The following is a 14,238-nucleotide window of genomic DNA, read 5'->3' as shown; positions in this document are numbered from 1 at the left end:
TACCTCAGTCGGCTTGGGACGGGTTGGTCGGGCTCTTGGCCGGCTTGGGATCGGTGGCCGGATCGGGGTAGGTGCGCGGCGGCGGGCTGCCCGGCGGCGCCTTGGGGAAGTTGGGTTTCATGCCGCAACCGGCCAGCGCCAGCAGGGCGATGAGGATAAGGGTGGTGCGCATGGGCGGGTTCCTGGTTGGGGGGTAAGAGAGATAGCGATCAGGCCGGCTGACTTCATCATCACCGTCACCCCGGCGAAGGCCGGGGTCCAGTTCGTAGAGCAAAGCGCCCTTTGAGTCTGGACCCCGGCCTTCGCCGGGGTGACTGTGGTTAATTACTCAACCCTTGTCCCGAACGCCTAGGGAGCAAACCCTCACAAAAACCGCGCCTTCGCCATCGCCACGGCGGCCTTCACCCGCTCCGGTGCAGTGCCGCCAAAGCTGGTGCGGCTGTTGACGGAGGCTTCCAGGGTCAGCACGGCGTAAACGCCTTCATTGATGCCGGGATGCACCGCCTGCATCTGGTCAAGCGGCAGATCGGCCAAGCCGCAGCCGGCCTGTTCCGCCAGCTTCACGATGCGGCCGGTAATATGGTGGGCATCGCGGAAGGGAATGCCCAGGCTGCGCACCAGCCAGTCGGCCAGATCGGTGGCGGTGGGGAAGCCCGCCTCCACCGCGCGGCGCATGGATGCCGGATCGGCCACCATGTCGCGGATCATGCCGGTGGTGGCGGCCAGACACAGGGCCAAGGTCTCATCGGCCATGAAGACCGGTTCCTTATCTTCCTGCATATCCTTGGAGTAGGCCAGCGGCAGGCCCTTCATCACGATCAGCAGCCCGTTCAAGGCGCCGATGACGCGGCCCACCTTGGCGCGTACCAGTTCCGCGGCATCCGGGTTGCGCTTCTGCGGCATGATGGAGCTGCCGGTGGTGAACGCATCGGACAGGCGGATGAAGCGGAACTGCGTCGTGCACCAGATGACAATCTCTTCCGCCAGCCGCGACAGGTGCGTGCTGGCGATGGAGGCGACCGCCAGATATTCCAGGGCGAAATCGCGGTCGGACACGGCATCCAGCGAATTGGCGGTGGGGCCGTTGAAGCCCAGCAGGCCGGCCGTCATCTCCCGGTCAATCGGATAGGGCGTGCCGGCCAGGGCCGCACTGCCCAGCGGGCATTCGTTCAAACGGGCGCGGGCATCGCGGGCGCGGGACCGGTCGCGGCCCAGCATTTCCACGTAGGCCAGCAGATGGTGGCCGAAGGTCACCGGCTGGGCCGTCTGCAAATGGGTGAAGCCCGGCATGATCGTGTCGCAATATTCTTCCGCCCGGTCGATCAGGGCCGCCTGCAAGGCCTTCAGGTCGCCATCCAGCCGGTCCAGCGCATCGCGCACCCACAGCTTGAAGTCGGTCGCCACCTGATCATTGCGCGAACGGGCCGTGTGCAGCCGGCCCGCCGGTTCGCCGATAATCTCCTTCAGGCGGGATTCCACATTCATGTGGATATCCTCATTCTCCACCGTGAAGGTGAACTGGCCATCGGCGATTTCCTTGGCCACCTGATCCAGCCCGGCCAGGATGGCATCACGGTCGGCGCCGCTGATGATCCCGCGAGAGGCCAGCATGGTGGCATGGGCCTTGGACCCGGCAATATCCTGCGCCCACAGCTTCTGGTCAAAGCCGATGGAGGCGTTGATCTGCTGCATGATGGCGGCGGGGCCGCTGGCGAATCGCCCACCCCACAGCGCATTGGCATCGGCTGCATTGGCGGCGGTCGGGGCGGCTTTGCTCTGGTCAGACATCGGGATCGGTCGCTTCCGGGGTTGACGTCGGGGGACGATGACACGAACTCTGTCACGCGGGCAGGCCAAATGGTTCGGCCCCCCGCGCAACGGTTTCAAGAGGGCAGAATGGCGATTTTCCGACGCATCGCAACAATCGTGGCTGCGGGTACAGCAATTCTCTTAGCGGGGGGCTCTGCCCTGGCGGCGGAAAATTCCACATCCGCCGGCCCGCTGCCGGCCTTTCAGGGGGAATCCCGACCCTTCGTGCCCAGCCCCGACCGGCCTGCCCTGCCGGCGCTGACGGTCAATGATGCCAATGGCCAGCCCATCGCCTGGGACGGGTTCAAGGGCAAGGTGCTACTGGTCAATCTCTGGGCGACCTGGTGCGCCCCCTGCATCAAGGAAATGCCGTCGCTGGATAGATTGCAGGGCGAATTGGGCGGCGACCGGTTCCAGGTGGTGGCCATTTCCGTGGACCGTGCCGGCATCAATGTGGTGAAGCCCTTCTTTGAGAAGGCGGGCATCCAGCATCTGCCGGTCTATCTGGACCAGAAAATGACCAGCATGAAGGCCTTCCCGGTGAAGGAAGGGCTGCCGCTGACCATCCTGGTGGATGCCAAGGGGAACGAGGTCGGCCGTCTGGCCGGCGGCGCCCATTGGAACAGCGAGGAAGCCAAGGCCCTGATCCGCAAGGTAATGGCAGAGGGTTAAGTATAATGGGGGGCGTGGCCCCCCTCACCCCAGATGCAACCGTTCCACCGCCGCCCGCAGCAGGGCGATTTCTTCCTGCTGCTGGCTTAACATCTGCTCCACCTGATCGGTGCGCATCCGGTCCAGCTTTTCATGCAGGGCCATGATTTCCAGCTCGGCCTTCAGGTTGATCTCGTAATCCATATTGGCTTGCGCCCGGTCCTTGGCGGCCTGGCGGTTCTGCGACATCATGATGATGGGTGCCTGCAGGGCCGCCAGGGTAGAAAGCATCAGGTTCAGCAGGATATAGGGATAGGGATCCCAGTCGAAACCCAGCCAAGCCGCGTTCAGCGCTATCCAGGCCAGCATGAAGATGCCGAAGCCGATAACAAAGGCCCAGGAACCGCCGACCCGGGCCACCTGATCGGCCATCCGGTCGCCCAGCGGCATCGTGGCTTCGAACTCCCCCCGGGCATTGCGGCTGATGGCGCGGCGATGGGCGATGCGGGCCAGCACCCGCCGCTCCTTCTCGGATAGTCCCGATTCACCGTTTTCCAGAAGCTGTTCGGCCAATTGCCGGATTTCGCCATTCATCATTGCACCTTGGGGCTGATTTCCGGGACCACATCATCGGTCGAAAATCCCGACCGGTGGCATCACTCTATCAGTGGCCTTGCCCGATACTGTGTCGAAACGCACAGGCAAGACCCGGCAATGTGTGAACGCAGCGGCTCACCATTCAGCTCAAGGGCCCCACAAAACGATAGAGCAAGCCAGCCCCCAGAAACAGCACCAGCCAGGCGACAATCTTCCACAATAATCCTTCCCGTGGAAAGCTGCGCCAATTCCTGAATAGCAGGAAGGCCAGCAGGGCCAGGGAGGAAACAAGGGCGAGTATCTGGTTTTCGGTCATGGCCCTGATGTGGGGTGCCCCGCCTCTCCCATCAAGCCCGCGCCACCCGAAAACCCTGGTCAGCAAACGGCATGTGGGTTGCATATCCCGATTCATCCTCCCCGTCAGAACGGGGGTCCGGGACAAGGTCTTTATGGGGGAAGCCGCCGGATCAGCTGAAATCTCCCCCTTCCCCGCCAGGGTGTGGCCGGCAAAGCCTGCCCCCTGGTGATGGGCAGAATTTGCCCGGCAGCAGCAGGAAATGACCATGGATATCCGGTCCTTGCTCGCCAGCCGCACGCGCTGGCAACCCGCAACGGAAACCGCCGCCACCAAGGCCAGCCAGGGGGTGGCGGATACCGGCACCAGTACGGGCCCCAGCAGCACCAGCGGCGTGAGCGGTGACACCAGCAAGACGGGCCAGAATGGGGGCGTGACCGGCACCGGTGGCAGCACACTGGGGCCCTTGACGGCGCTGGCCATGCCCTCCGCCGACAGCGTCGCCGCCGATAAGAAGCAGCTGGGGGATGAGCTGAGCATGACGCTGGCCATAGCCGGCATCAAGACCAGCCCGCCCATTGAATTTTCGACCGACCCGAGCGGCAATGTCACCGTCTCTGACAGTGACCCGCGCGCCGGTGACATCCGCAAGGCGCTGGACAACCAGCCGGAGCTGAAACAGCGCCTGAACAAGCTGGTTTCCGACGCCCAGTTGATGGAACATGGCGATGCTGTTCTGGGTTGGTACAAACAGGTAAACGCTGGCACTTCCGGCACCCAGGCCAACAAGAACCTGATCGCCGCCGCCGAACGCATTGATGCGGCTAAAGGCTTCACCCTGAACAGTGAAGGGTTGACCCTGGATGTGGAGGGGTTGGGGGCCAAGCTGATGCAGCCCGACAAGGTTCCCCCATCCGATGATGAAAAAATGTGGCGGGAAACCCTGCGCCTGACCAACCGGGCAAGCGGCGGTGTTGTCGCAGCCGCCGCCCAGGATCGGGAGAGGGAAGCCGCCGAGAGCAGAAACCCCGAACCCAGCACCAAGGGCAGCAACGTTACCACCACCGCAGAACAGGAAAGCGACCTGCAGGCCGCCCAGCGCAGAAATCAGGCCCGCCAGCAGGGCCTGAATATTGGCGATGATGAAGATAAACGGTTCGGGGACAGGAAGGACGGCACAGAAGCCGAACAGCTGCAAAAAAGGGTTAACGAGATTTTCCGCAAGACCTCGCTGGGGTTAGCTGCCATAGGCCCCGCCCCCCTTCCCGCCACGCCCGCCGAAACCGGGGAAGGCGCAACCGCCCCCAGCGGTGGCAGCAATACCGCCGGCTGATCGCCATCAACCCAGCGGCTGCGGATTCTCATCCAGCAGCAATTGCAGGAAGGCCAGGTCCAGCCAGCGGCCGAACTTGACCCCCACCTGCGGCATCAGCCCCACCTGGCGGAAGCCCAATTCCAGATGCAGGCGGATGGAAGCGGCATTGCCCGCCTCGATCCCCGCCACCATCACATGTTTGCCCAGATCCCGCGCCCGCCCGATCAGGGCCAGCATCAGGGACCGGCCGACGCCGCCACGCCGCCGGTCACTGCGCACATAGACGGAATGTTCCACCGTGTGGCGATAGCCATCAAAGGCCCGCCAGTCGCCGAAAGAGGCATAGCCCAGCACGGCGCCATCCGTTTCATCCACTGCCACCAGCACCGGATAGCCCAGCCGCTGCCGGTCTGCCATCCAGGCCACGCGATTGGCCGCATCCACCAATGTTTCATTCCAGATGGCGGTGGTATGGGCCACGGCATCATTATAGATGGCGGCAATCGCCCCGGCATCCGCCGGGTTGGCATCACGAATCAACATGGTGTTGGGGGCTCCCCGGTTGCTGGCCGATGCCCCATCTACCCCGGCGGGGCGATGGATGCGACGGGAAAACGAGGGTTGCAGCACTTTCCCCCATCACACGCTCTTGCCATCGCCCCACCGGTTCGGCTACGGTCCCGCGCCATGGATGCCCGCTTGGCGGAATGGTAGACGCCAGAGACTTAAAATCTCTTGCCCTCCGGGGCGTGCCGGTTCGAGTCCGGCAGCGGGCACCAGCCTTCTTCTTATACCAATCTCCCTTGATCGTGACCGATCCAGGGAGATTTTGCGTTCCCTCATGCGCCGGGCGCTGCCTCCGGCAGCTTGGCTTACGCCGCACGTGCGGCGGGCCGGCGGTCGCCGGCCTCCAACCCGCCAAGGGTCAAACCCTCGGCGGGTTGGTATTATACCTCCTCAAACCGCCCGACATCGAACAGGAAGGGCGTTCCCGCTTCGGCGTCCAGGTTGCGCCAGCGGGCGACAAGGCCATCGCCGCCCAGCTGTTGCAGCCAGCGCGAATAGGTGCCTTCCAGCACATGGGCCAGCCAGGATGGCATCTCGGCCGGCTGGTCGGGCAGCATCGGCACCGGATAGGCACCATGGGTGATGTGCAGCACATTGCCCGCATCGGTGAATTCCACCCAACCCCAGCCGATTTCCCGCCACAGCACTGATGCCGCCATCTGCACCTCTGACAGGCTGGTGCAGGGCGGCAGCGGCGTGACATCGGCCAGCCGCGTGCCCACTGTGCGGTAAAAGCGCGTCTGCGCCTCCGGCAGGTCCAGCAGCAGGGCGACATCCTGGGTCAGCACGGCCAGCAGCGTGCGCCATTGCGGCGAGCAGGAATGACTGACGAAATGCGCCAACGTGCGAACGCTCCCCTCATCCAGCGACGGGACGGTCGGGCGCTTGTTGAACAGCATCTTCTCAAACATTCCCTGCATCCTCATGTGACCATGACCGTCAATCCCCGATGGAAGCGCGCAGCCCGACCAGCCCCGCCCCTTCCGTCCAGTCGGCGGCCCGGCGCAGCTTCACCGTGCCGGTCAGGGCAATGCCCGTGGCCAGACGATATTCCAGCGAGCCTTCCAGATTATAGCCGATACCGGTGCTGGATTGGCCAGCATAGCCGGTGGCAAAGGCCGGGTCGGTTGTCACCCGGTCCGGCACCAGGGCCAGCAGGGCCTTCTGCCGGTTGCTGTCGGTGGGGAACAGTTCCACCCCATCTTCGCGGAAATAGCGCATCCCGATCCCGGCCCCCAGCCGGTATTTCAGATCGCCTTCCTGGCCGCGATATTCCACCGGGAAGGTGACGGCATAGAATTCCTGCGGGCTGAAATAGCCGCCATGGCCGAAGCTGAAATGGCGCAGATTGCGGTCATAGGCCATGCTGGTCAGGTTGGCGCCCAGCGTCAGCTCTGAAGTGGGCGTGCGCAGCAGGCGCAGGAAGCCGCCCAGACTGGCCTCCAGCTTGTCATTGTTGGCGACATTGATCCCCTTCAGGCTGGCATAGTTGATATCAGCATAGAAGCCGATCAGACCGGTATCATAGACCGCCCCGATGCTGCCGCCCGTGCTGTCGATGGCACCCCAGCGTTCCCCTGTCAGCGGGTCACGCGCGCCACCATAGGAGAGCAGACTGTCGGTCACCGGGCGGCGTTCGGCCTTCAGCCGCAGCTGCAGCGCGTCCGTCAGGTGCGGCTGCCAGCTGATCCCGCCTTCCAGCCGGGTCTTTTCCAGCCCCAGCGGGGTGGAACCGACATCCAGCTGGAAGCTGCCACGCTGATAAGCCAGATTGAAGGCGACACCCTGATCCTGCTGATCGGCCGGTTTCAGGGCATTGTCAACATCCCGGAACATTCCGCTGCCGAAAAGACGCCAGGCTTCCGCCCCATTGCCAAAGCCGCCGGCATCCAGCCGCACGGCGGTTGCCTTGGCGGTCAGCCGGTCACCGCCGAACAGCGGCAGGGAGGCGCCGGCCGTGGCCGTCATCTCCATCAAACGACTGCTGCCGCCGCTGCCGGACCGGGTGCGCAAGCCCCCTTCGGCGAAAAGCTGCGGGGCCAGGGCGGAACGGGTGGCCTCCCGTTCCGTTTCGATGGCCACCAGCAAGCCATCTTCCGGCACGGCGGCCGCAACGGATTCCGCCTTGTTGCGGAACGGGTTATTGGGGGCGCTCTGTGGTGTCGCCCCCGTATCGGTCAAGGTTGCCAGCCGTTCATTACGGGCCCGGTTCAAACTGGCCAACGCCGCCCGGTCATTGCCATCGGCGCGCAGCAACTGGGCCTGACGCAGCATCAAGGCGGCATCATCCGGCGCGCGGCGCAGGGCGGCGGTGACGATGGCCTGGGCGCGGGCCGGCTTGCCCGCAGCCAGCGCCGCGTCGGCGGCGGCCTGGGCGGCATCCACATTATCCGGTTCCCGACGCAGCAGCCCTTCATACAGGGCCAGCGCGTCGCCCGGCCGATCAGCACTCTGATACAGCCGGGCCAGGGCCTGGGTCAGCACCGGATCGCCGGGCCGGTCGCGGAACAACGGGGCCAGCGCATCAAAGGCATCGGCGTAATTGCGCTGCTGGCGTGCCTCGTCGGCACTGTCCACCGCCATGGCCGTGCGCAGGGCGTCCACCGCCTCCCGCTCCGTGGCAGACAGGTCAGCGCGGGCATCCAGCTGGCGCAGGATGGCGGCAGCATCCGGCCGCTGTTTCGCCTTCAACAGCAGCAGCGCATATTGCACCTGTGCCGCCGGGGAGACCTGGGGCCGCAGCAATTCCGGCCGCAGCAGGGCCAGCCCTTCCGGCATAGCACCGGCATCGGCCAGGGCTGCCGCCAGGGCGCCGCGCGTTTCCGGCCCCGTGGCCTGGGCGCGCAGGGCCAGCAGCCGGTCACGGGTCATTGGGCCAAAGCGCTTGGCCTCAGCAATCGCCGCTTCCATCTGGGATCGCTGGCGCAGGTCGCGCAATTCGGGCGTCATTTCACGGGCTGGAATCCGGTCCAGCAGCGGCCCGACGGCGGCCCAGTTGCGCCGCTCGCTCTCAAACAGCGCAACGGCGTGCAGGGCGGCGGCATCAGCGGGCCCGCTTTCCGGCAAGGCCAGCGCCATCAGGTTTTCCGCCATGGCCGCCTCATTCTGGCGCAGCAGCAGGCGGGCATAATCCAGCCGCAGCCAAGCGTCACCCGGCGTGATGGCCAGCGCCTCGGCATAAAGGCTGCGCGCCCCGGCCGCATCACCAGCCGCCGCCTTGGCCATGGCATCGGCGCGGATGATGCCGGCCCGCATCCGTGGATAGCTGGGCAGGCGGGCGGCAACAGCAGGCGACAGGCTGGCCAGCAGGTCGCGCGCCTCCCCGTCCCGCCCTTGCCGCAGCAGGCTGCCGCTCAGCCCGTTCAACGCATCGGCATTGTTGGGATCAGCGGCCAGCACGGTGCGCCAGGCCCGTTCGGCCGCCGATCCGTCGCCGCGCCGTTCCTCAATATCCGCCAGCAGCAGCCAGGCGGCGCGCCCATCAGCACCCCCCTTTGCCGTCAGCGGGCGCACCTTGGCTGCCGCTTCATCCAGCCGGCCGGCATCGCGCTGGCTGCGCGCCTGGGCCATGGCTTGCCAGAATCCGGCGCTGTCCAGCGCCGCGCGCCATTTGGCTGCTGCGGTCGGTTCGGCCTTGGCCGCCGCCTCCAGCAGGTCACGCGCCTCCGCAAAGCGTTCCTGGCGCAGGCGCACCAGCCCCAGCCCGGCGCGCGCCTCCGCATCCTTGGCATCCTCGCTCAGCGCGGCGTTGAACTGGCGGTCGGCCGTCGCCAGATCGCCTTTCTCCAGCGCGGCATAGCCGGCGGCACGCGACCGCCCGGCCACGGAGACCGGGCGTGTCGCCTGGGCCAGCCGGTCCGCCACCGGCTTGTCCCCCGGCACCATGGCCAGATAGGCATCATAAAGTGGGCGGTCGCGTTCCTGCGCCTCCAGCCAGATCAGCGCCTCCCGCCAGGCCCCCTTGGCATCGGGCGACAGCGGCCCGTTCTGGGCCAGGGCGGCCAGCCGGGCGATCCCGTCGCGGCGACTGGCCTCGCGGTAGGTCAGCACCTTGGCATAGGCCAGCTTTTCCGCCTGCCCCGCCTTGGGCGCATCGGCCAGACGGGCCAGCCCGTCACGCGCCTGATCCCAGCCGGCCGGGGTGCCGGCCAGGGTCTGGTAATATTCCAGCGCCAGCCCGGCCGGCACCTCCGGCCCGCCAAAGCTTTCCTTGTACTTGGCCACCGCCCCGGCAGCATCGCCGGTGCGGGCCAGCCGCCGCGCCTCTGTCAGCAGAGATTGGCGGTTGGTCGCCAGATTGACGGCCTGGCTGGCAGCGCGCTGCGTATCCCCGCCTACCGGCTGCTGGCGGGCCAGTTCGCCCAGCAACGCATCGGCGCGGGCGCGGTTACCTTGGTCAGCTTCCAGCTCTGCCAGCCGGGCCAGCGCCTGGGCATTGCCCGGATCGGTGGTCAGGATGGTGTTCAGCGCCTCCCGCGCCAGATCGGGCCGGTCGCGGCGCGACCAATATTCGGCCTTCTGCAGCAACAGGCCGATGGCATCATCGGCAGCCAGTACCGGCAGCGGCGCCCCGATCAGCAGCAGCGAGAGCAACAGGCCGACAAATAGCTTCTTCATTACTGCCTCTCCCGGGCGGCGAACGCGGCCAGCCGTTGCCGTGCCCGGCGCCGCAACAGCACCGAAGCGGTCAAGGTAAACAGCGCCACGCCCAGCAGACTGGTCAGCAACGCCAGCGGCCAGTGACGCGAGGCGAACCAGAGCGCCTGGGTCCAGGGATCCAGCTGGCCAACCCAATAGCGGGGGCCGAGCTGGAAGCTGCGCAATTCCCCGCCATTCAGGATCACCAGATCGCCCTGCACCTTTTCCGCCTGGCTGGGCTGGCGTAGCGCCCCCACCAGACGCGGCAGCAGCGCCGGTGACGTGCCGGTGACGGCCACCACCGTCCGCCCCGCCGTCACGGGTGACTGGAAGGACATCAGGATACCCAGATCGCCCGTCTGATCCACCAGGGCGCGTTCGGCCTCCTGCCGCGTGCCGTTGCCGGCCGCGACCGGATCGTCATTCAGGGCGCTGCTGATCCGTTCCAGCGGGCTGATGGTGTTCAAGGCCACGGCCCCGCCCTGGGGACGCGCCGGCGCCCGGTCGGCCCAGCGCTGCAACAGCGGCTGGCGGGCGAAATCGCCGATCAGCACCAGATCGCGGTCCCGCAGCACAGAATCGCTAACGGTGCCGCGACGGAACTGCACCCGCGTCACCGGATAGCCGGTGGCCGCCCCGGCCAGCCCCAGGAAATCCAGTGCGGCTTCTACATCCGCCGCCTGCGGCTGTTCGGGCAGCAGCAGCAGCGTCTCCCCCAGATCGGCCATGCGGGTATAGGGAAAGCCGGCCCCGGCCAGCAGCGACAGGTTGGGCAGGGTGGTGAAATGCGCCACGTTGGACAGGTCGATTTCCGTATCGGGATCGATGACGGTGCGCAGATTGTCCGGGATGGTCGGCTGGCATTCGCCCCGATTGACCGGATAGAGATTGTAGAACAGCTCCAGCCGGTTACGGCCATAGAACAGGTAGGGCGGCAGCCGCACCGGCCGTTCGCGGCGCTGGTAGTCATCCAGCAATTCGGTGCGGAACCAGTCGGTCAACCGGTCTTCGCGCAGTTTCAGGCTGTCGACATAGACCCCGTTCAGGGAGATATCCAGCCGCGACTGCGCCAGATCCAGCCAATTGCCACCGGGATAGCGATAGCGCACGGTCAGCGGCACGCCCCGCCCGCGCCAGACGAACAGGTCGGGCGCCATGGCAAAGGAAATCCGCACCGGGCCGGGCCGCAGCCCCTGGCCTTGCAACTGGCTGGGCGTGGCCAGCTCGCTCAGCCGCACGGTGCGGCCGGTGGGAATCCAGCGCGGCGCATCATAGGGCTGCCGGGCGGAGGGTACAGGGGCGCGCACCGTGGCCCGTTCCCCCGTCAGCCCGCCGGCCCCGCCCAGCGCCAGCGCCAGGGCGGCGGCCGTCATCTCCTCCTCCGTGCGGCCCAGCACCAGCAGCAGCCGGTGGTTGGGCGACAGCGGGTTGGGGATAACGGCAATGGTCGGCCCTTCCACCGGGCCGGCATCCAGACCGGGCGGCAAGGTCTGCGGCATGGCGACGATCACCCCATGATCGTCGGGCAGCTGATCGCCATAGGCGGGGAAATGGGCCGGGCGGAAATCCGCTGCCGCACCAAACCAGGACGCCACAATCCCCGCCGCCCGCAACACCGCATCCGATGGATTGGCCCCCAGCACGAAGGGCAGGTTCAGGGCCCTTCGATCATGATCATCAAAGAAGGGCCGGGGCAGCAGCGACAGATCGGTGGTCAAGGCCAGCCGCTGCAAGGACAGGCGCAGGGCGGAATTGGCATTGACCATGGCCCAGAGGCTGGAATGCTGGGGATCTTCGCAACCATTGGTGTAATGGCCGACAAATTCCAGCCCGATGCGGTTTTCCTGGCGCAGTACCATCGGGTCGATGGGGATTTCCACCACCTGCCCTTCCGCCGTTTGGGGGGAGAAGGCGACATTGCCCACCATCTCCCCATTCACCGACACTTGCAGGTGGCTCAAGGGCGACAGCAGGGCCGGGGAATTGCCCAGGCTGAGGCGCAGGGCGGCCGCCGTCACCACCTCATCCCGGCGGACGGTGAAATCCAGCCCGCGCCGGTCCAGCACGCCGCGCAGCGTCAGCGCGCCTTCCGGCGCCATGCTGGACAGGGGCAGCACCTCCTGCCGGCTGTTGGCGGTGGCCAGCGGATCGGCCGCCCCGGCCGCCAGGGCGGCGGGCGGCAGCGCCGCCATCAGGGTCAGCAGCCCCAGACCGGCCAGCAGGGCGGCCGAGGCCCGGCCGGCGGGCCGGCGCAGCCAATGCGCGAACAGGTCAATGGCACTGGACAGGATGCGCCGCAGCGACCGCATCGGCCCCGCCTCTTCCACCTGATCCCAATCCAGCCAGGCATCGGCCCGGCCAAAGGTGGCCAGCACCAGCAGACGCAGATGCATTTCATCCAGATCGGCAAAGCGCAGGCGGGTGGCGTTGGTGGCATCGGCCATCACCTGGGCCGGCAACAGCAGCGGACGCCCGCGCAGGTTCAGCTCCACCTTGATCTCCGTTCCGGCGGGGGCCGGTGGCTGTTTCATCGGCAGGCAGAGATTGGCCCCACCCATGGAAATATCATTGGCCACCCCCTGCACCTGCCGGCCATCGGGCAGATGCAGGATCAGCGGCAGACGCAGGCCAATGCGCACGTGCCGGCGGGCCTGGCGTTTTTCCAGGCCGGTGGCCGCCGCCGCCGCCAGGATCATGATGTTGAACCAGGCCCAGAACATGTTGATCAGCAGCACGCCCAGCTCGCCTTCCGCCAGCCCGTCGGTGGCGGCGCGGAAAATACCCCAGCCATAGCCGGCCAGCAGCAGCAGGATGGTGACGATCTGGGGCAGCACGGAGCGGCGGTCAAAAAAGCCAAAGCCCAGCAGCCCGCCCTTATCCGTGACGTTGAACCGCCCCTTCTTGGGATTGATCAGGGTCACCAGCGTCGGGATCAGCAGATGGAAGGCCAGGATCGTCTCATAGACCTCCCCCCAGAACAGGCTGCGATAGCGGCCCTGAAGCCGGTGGTTGGTGGCCACCGCCATCAACAGATGCGGGCCGGCATAGCCCACCACCATCACCGCCGAGGCCACCATGATATTGATGTTCAGCACCAGATAGGCCAGCGGTGCCGTCAGCACGACGATGCGCGGCAGGGGGAAGAAGAAATGCAGCATCGCGTTCAGATAACAGAGGCGCTGCCCCCAGTTGAGGCCACGGCCGAACAGCGGATTATCGGTGCGGAAGATCTGGTTCATGCCGCGTGCCCAGCGCGCCCGCTGGCCCAGATGTGCCGACAGGGTTTCCGTCGCCAGGCCGGCGGCCAGCGGCAGCCGCAGATAGGCGCTGGTCCAGCCATGGCGGTGCAGGCGCAGGGCGGTGTGCGCATCCTCCGTCACCGTCTCTACGGCGAAACCGCCAATATCCACCAGGGCCTCGCGCCGCAGCACGGCACAGGAACCGCAGAAAAAGGCGCTGTCCCACAGGTCATTGCCATCCTGCACCAGCCCATAGAACAGCAAGCCTTCATTGGCCAGCCGGCGGCCGGGCTTCAGGTTGCGCTGCACCGGATCGGGCGAATAGAAATGGTGGGGCGTTTGTACCAGGGCCAGCCTTTGTTCATTCAGGAACCCGCCCATGGTCATCTGCAAGAAGGCCCGGTTGGGCACATGATCGCAGTCGAAAATGGCAATGAAGGGCGCGTCGGTCTGGGCCAGCGCATGGTTGAGATTGCCGGCCTTGGCATGGCGATTATCCGGCCGCGCGATATAATTCACCCCACAGCGGGCGGCGAATTCGCGGAATTCCGGCCGGTCGCCATCATCCAGCAGATGCACATGCAGCCGGTCGCGCGGCCAGTCCATATCCAATGCGGCCCAGACCGTGTTGCGCACGATCTCCAGGCTTTCATTATAGGTGGGGATCATCACATCGACATGCGGCCAGGCGGCCAGATCGGCCGGCAGCGGCACCGGCTTGCGCCCCAGCGGCCAGGCGCTTTGCACATAGCCCAGCAGCATCACCACCCAGGCATATATCTCCGCCAGCAGCAGCCCGATACCCAGCAGGGTCTGGGTGCCATCCGCCATGCCCATGGTTTCGGTGATGCGCCACCACAGGTATCGGGAGCTGAGCAGGGCGGAGACCGCCATCATCAGCAAGCTCCAGCGCCGACCGGCCCGGCGCGACAGCACCAGCAGCAGGGCCACCGCCCCGAAAGAAACCACCATCTGCGCCGGCAGCGGCATCGGCACGGCTATCAGCGGGATGGACAGCAGCAAACCCAGCAGCAGCAGCACCCGCAGCAATGCCGGCCGGTCGGCCCAGCGTTCAAACAGAAGGGTCATTGCTTTCATGGGACAAGCACCGCCAGGGCAAAATGCAG

10 protein-coding genes and 1 tRNA gene are annotated in these 14,238 nt (G+C 66.3%); 3 read left to right on the top strand and 8 right to left on the bottom strand.

The features are described 5' to 3' along the window. Nucleotides 1-4: 4 nt before the first annotated feature. Together CHB97_RS26605 and argH are read right to left on the bottom strand one after the other, a co-directional pair. Entirely contained in the window at nucleotides 5-172 is a 168-nt protein-coding gene (locus CHB97_RS26605; protein ID WP_200819759.1) for a hypothetical protein, read from the bottom strand. A gap of 191 nt (nucleotides 173-363) precedes the next feature. Beyond that, complete coding sequence (gene argH, locus CHB97_RS00445; protein ID WP_089285974.1) at nucleotides 364-1,788, bottom strand: argininosuccinate lyase; 1,425 nt, start codon at nucleotides 1,786-1,788, stop codon at nucleotides 364-366. A 108-nt stretch (nucleotides 1,789-1,896) separates the two neighbouring features. Here argH and CHB97_RS00440 point away from each other — a divergent pair, with 108 nt between their 5' ends. Beyond that, on the top strand, nucleotides 1,897-2,481 hold the full coding sequence (locus tag CHB97_RS00440; RefSeq protein ID WP_089285973.1) for a TlpA family protein disulfide reductase: 585 nt from the start codon (nucleotides 1,897-1,899) through the stop codon (nucleotides 2,479-2,481). A gap of 24 nt (nucleotides 2,482-2,505) precedes the next feature. On the opposite strand, the gene CHB97_RS00435 is transcribed toward CHB97_RS00440, so the two are convergent. After that, nucleotides 2,506-3,057, bottom strand: a complete 552-nt coding sequence (locus CHB97_RS00435) for a DUF1003 domain-containing protein (protein WP_244559332.1) — start codon at nucleotides 3,055-3,057, stop codon at nucleotides 2,506-2,508. Nucleotides 3,058-3,199: 142 nt separating this feature from the next. Then, nucleotides 3,200-3,373 (bottom strand): hypothetical protein, encoded by a 174-nt coding sequence (locus CHB97_RS26275; protein WP_160105431.1) that lies wholly within the window; start codon nucleotides 3,371-3,373, stop codon nucleotides 3,200-3,202. Nucleotides 3,374-3,620: 247 nt separating this feature from the next. Here CHB97_RS26275 and CHB97_RS00430 point away from each other — a divergent pair, with 247 nt between their 5' ends. Next, complete coding sequence (locus CHB97_RS00430) at nucleotides 3,621-4,685, top strand: hypothetical protein (protein ID WP_089285971.1); 1,065 nt, start codon at nucleotides 3,621-3,623, stop codon at nucleotides 4,683-4,685. Nucleotides 4,686-4,691: 6 nt separating this feature from the next. Here the strand turns inward: CHB97_RS00430 and CHB97_RS00425 are convergent, their stop codons facing one another. Continuing rightward, complete coding sequence (locus CHB97_RS00425) at nucleotides 4,692-5,210, bottom strand: GNAT family N-acetyltransferase (protein WP_089285970.1); 519 nt, start codon at nucleotides 5,208-5,210, stop codon at nucleotides 4,692-4,694. A gap of 150 nt (nucleotides 5,211-5,360) precedes the next feature. On the opposite strand from CHB97_RS00425, the gene CHB97_RS00420 reads away from it, so the two are divergent. Continuing rightward, nucleotides 5,361-5,446, top strand: a tRNA-Leu gene (locus tag CHB97_RS00420). A gap of 168 nt (nucleotides 5,447-5,614) precedes the next feature. On the opposite strand, the gene bcsD is transcribed toward CHB97_RS00420, so the two are convergent. The 3 genes from bcsD to bcsA are packed head-to-tail and all read right to left on the bottom strand — an operon-like array spanning nucleotide 5,615 to nucleotide 14,209. Then, complete coding sequence (bcsD, locus tag CHB97_RS00415) at nucleotides 5,615-6,145, bottom strand: cellulose biosynthesis protein BcsD (RefSeq protein WP_160105430.1); 531 nt, start codon at nucleotides 6,143-6,145, stop codon at nucleotides 5,615-5,617. 28 nt (nucleotides 6,146-6,173) lie between these two features. Next, the gene (locus tag CHB97_RS00410; protein WP_089285968.1) at nucleotides 6,174-9,851 is read right to left on the bottom strand and encodes a cellulose biosynthesis protein BcsC; all 3,678 of its coding nucleotides are present in this window, start codon (nucleotides 9,849-9,851) and stop codon (nucleotides 6,174-6,176) included. Continuing rightward, nucleotides 9,851-14,209 (bottom strand): UDP-forming cellulose synthase catalytic subunit, encoded by a 4,359-nt coding sequence (bcsA, locus tag CHB97_RS00405; protein WP_160105429.1) that lies wholly within the window; start codon nucleotides 14,207-14,209, stop codon nucleotides 9,851-9,853. The genes CHB97_RS00410 and bcsA overlap by 1 nt, the downstream gene beginning before the upstream one ends. Nucleotides 14,210-14,238: the final 29 nt, after the last annotated feature.

The organism is Azospirillum sp. RU38E, assembly GCF_900188385.1.
Taxonomy (GTDB): Bacteria; Pseudomonadota; Alphaproteobacteria; order Azospirillales; family Azospirillaceae; genus Niveispirillum.
This window is presented reverse-complemented; position numbering and strand designations above follow the sequence as displayed.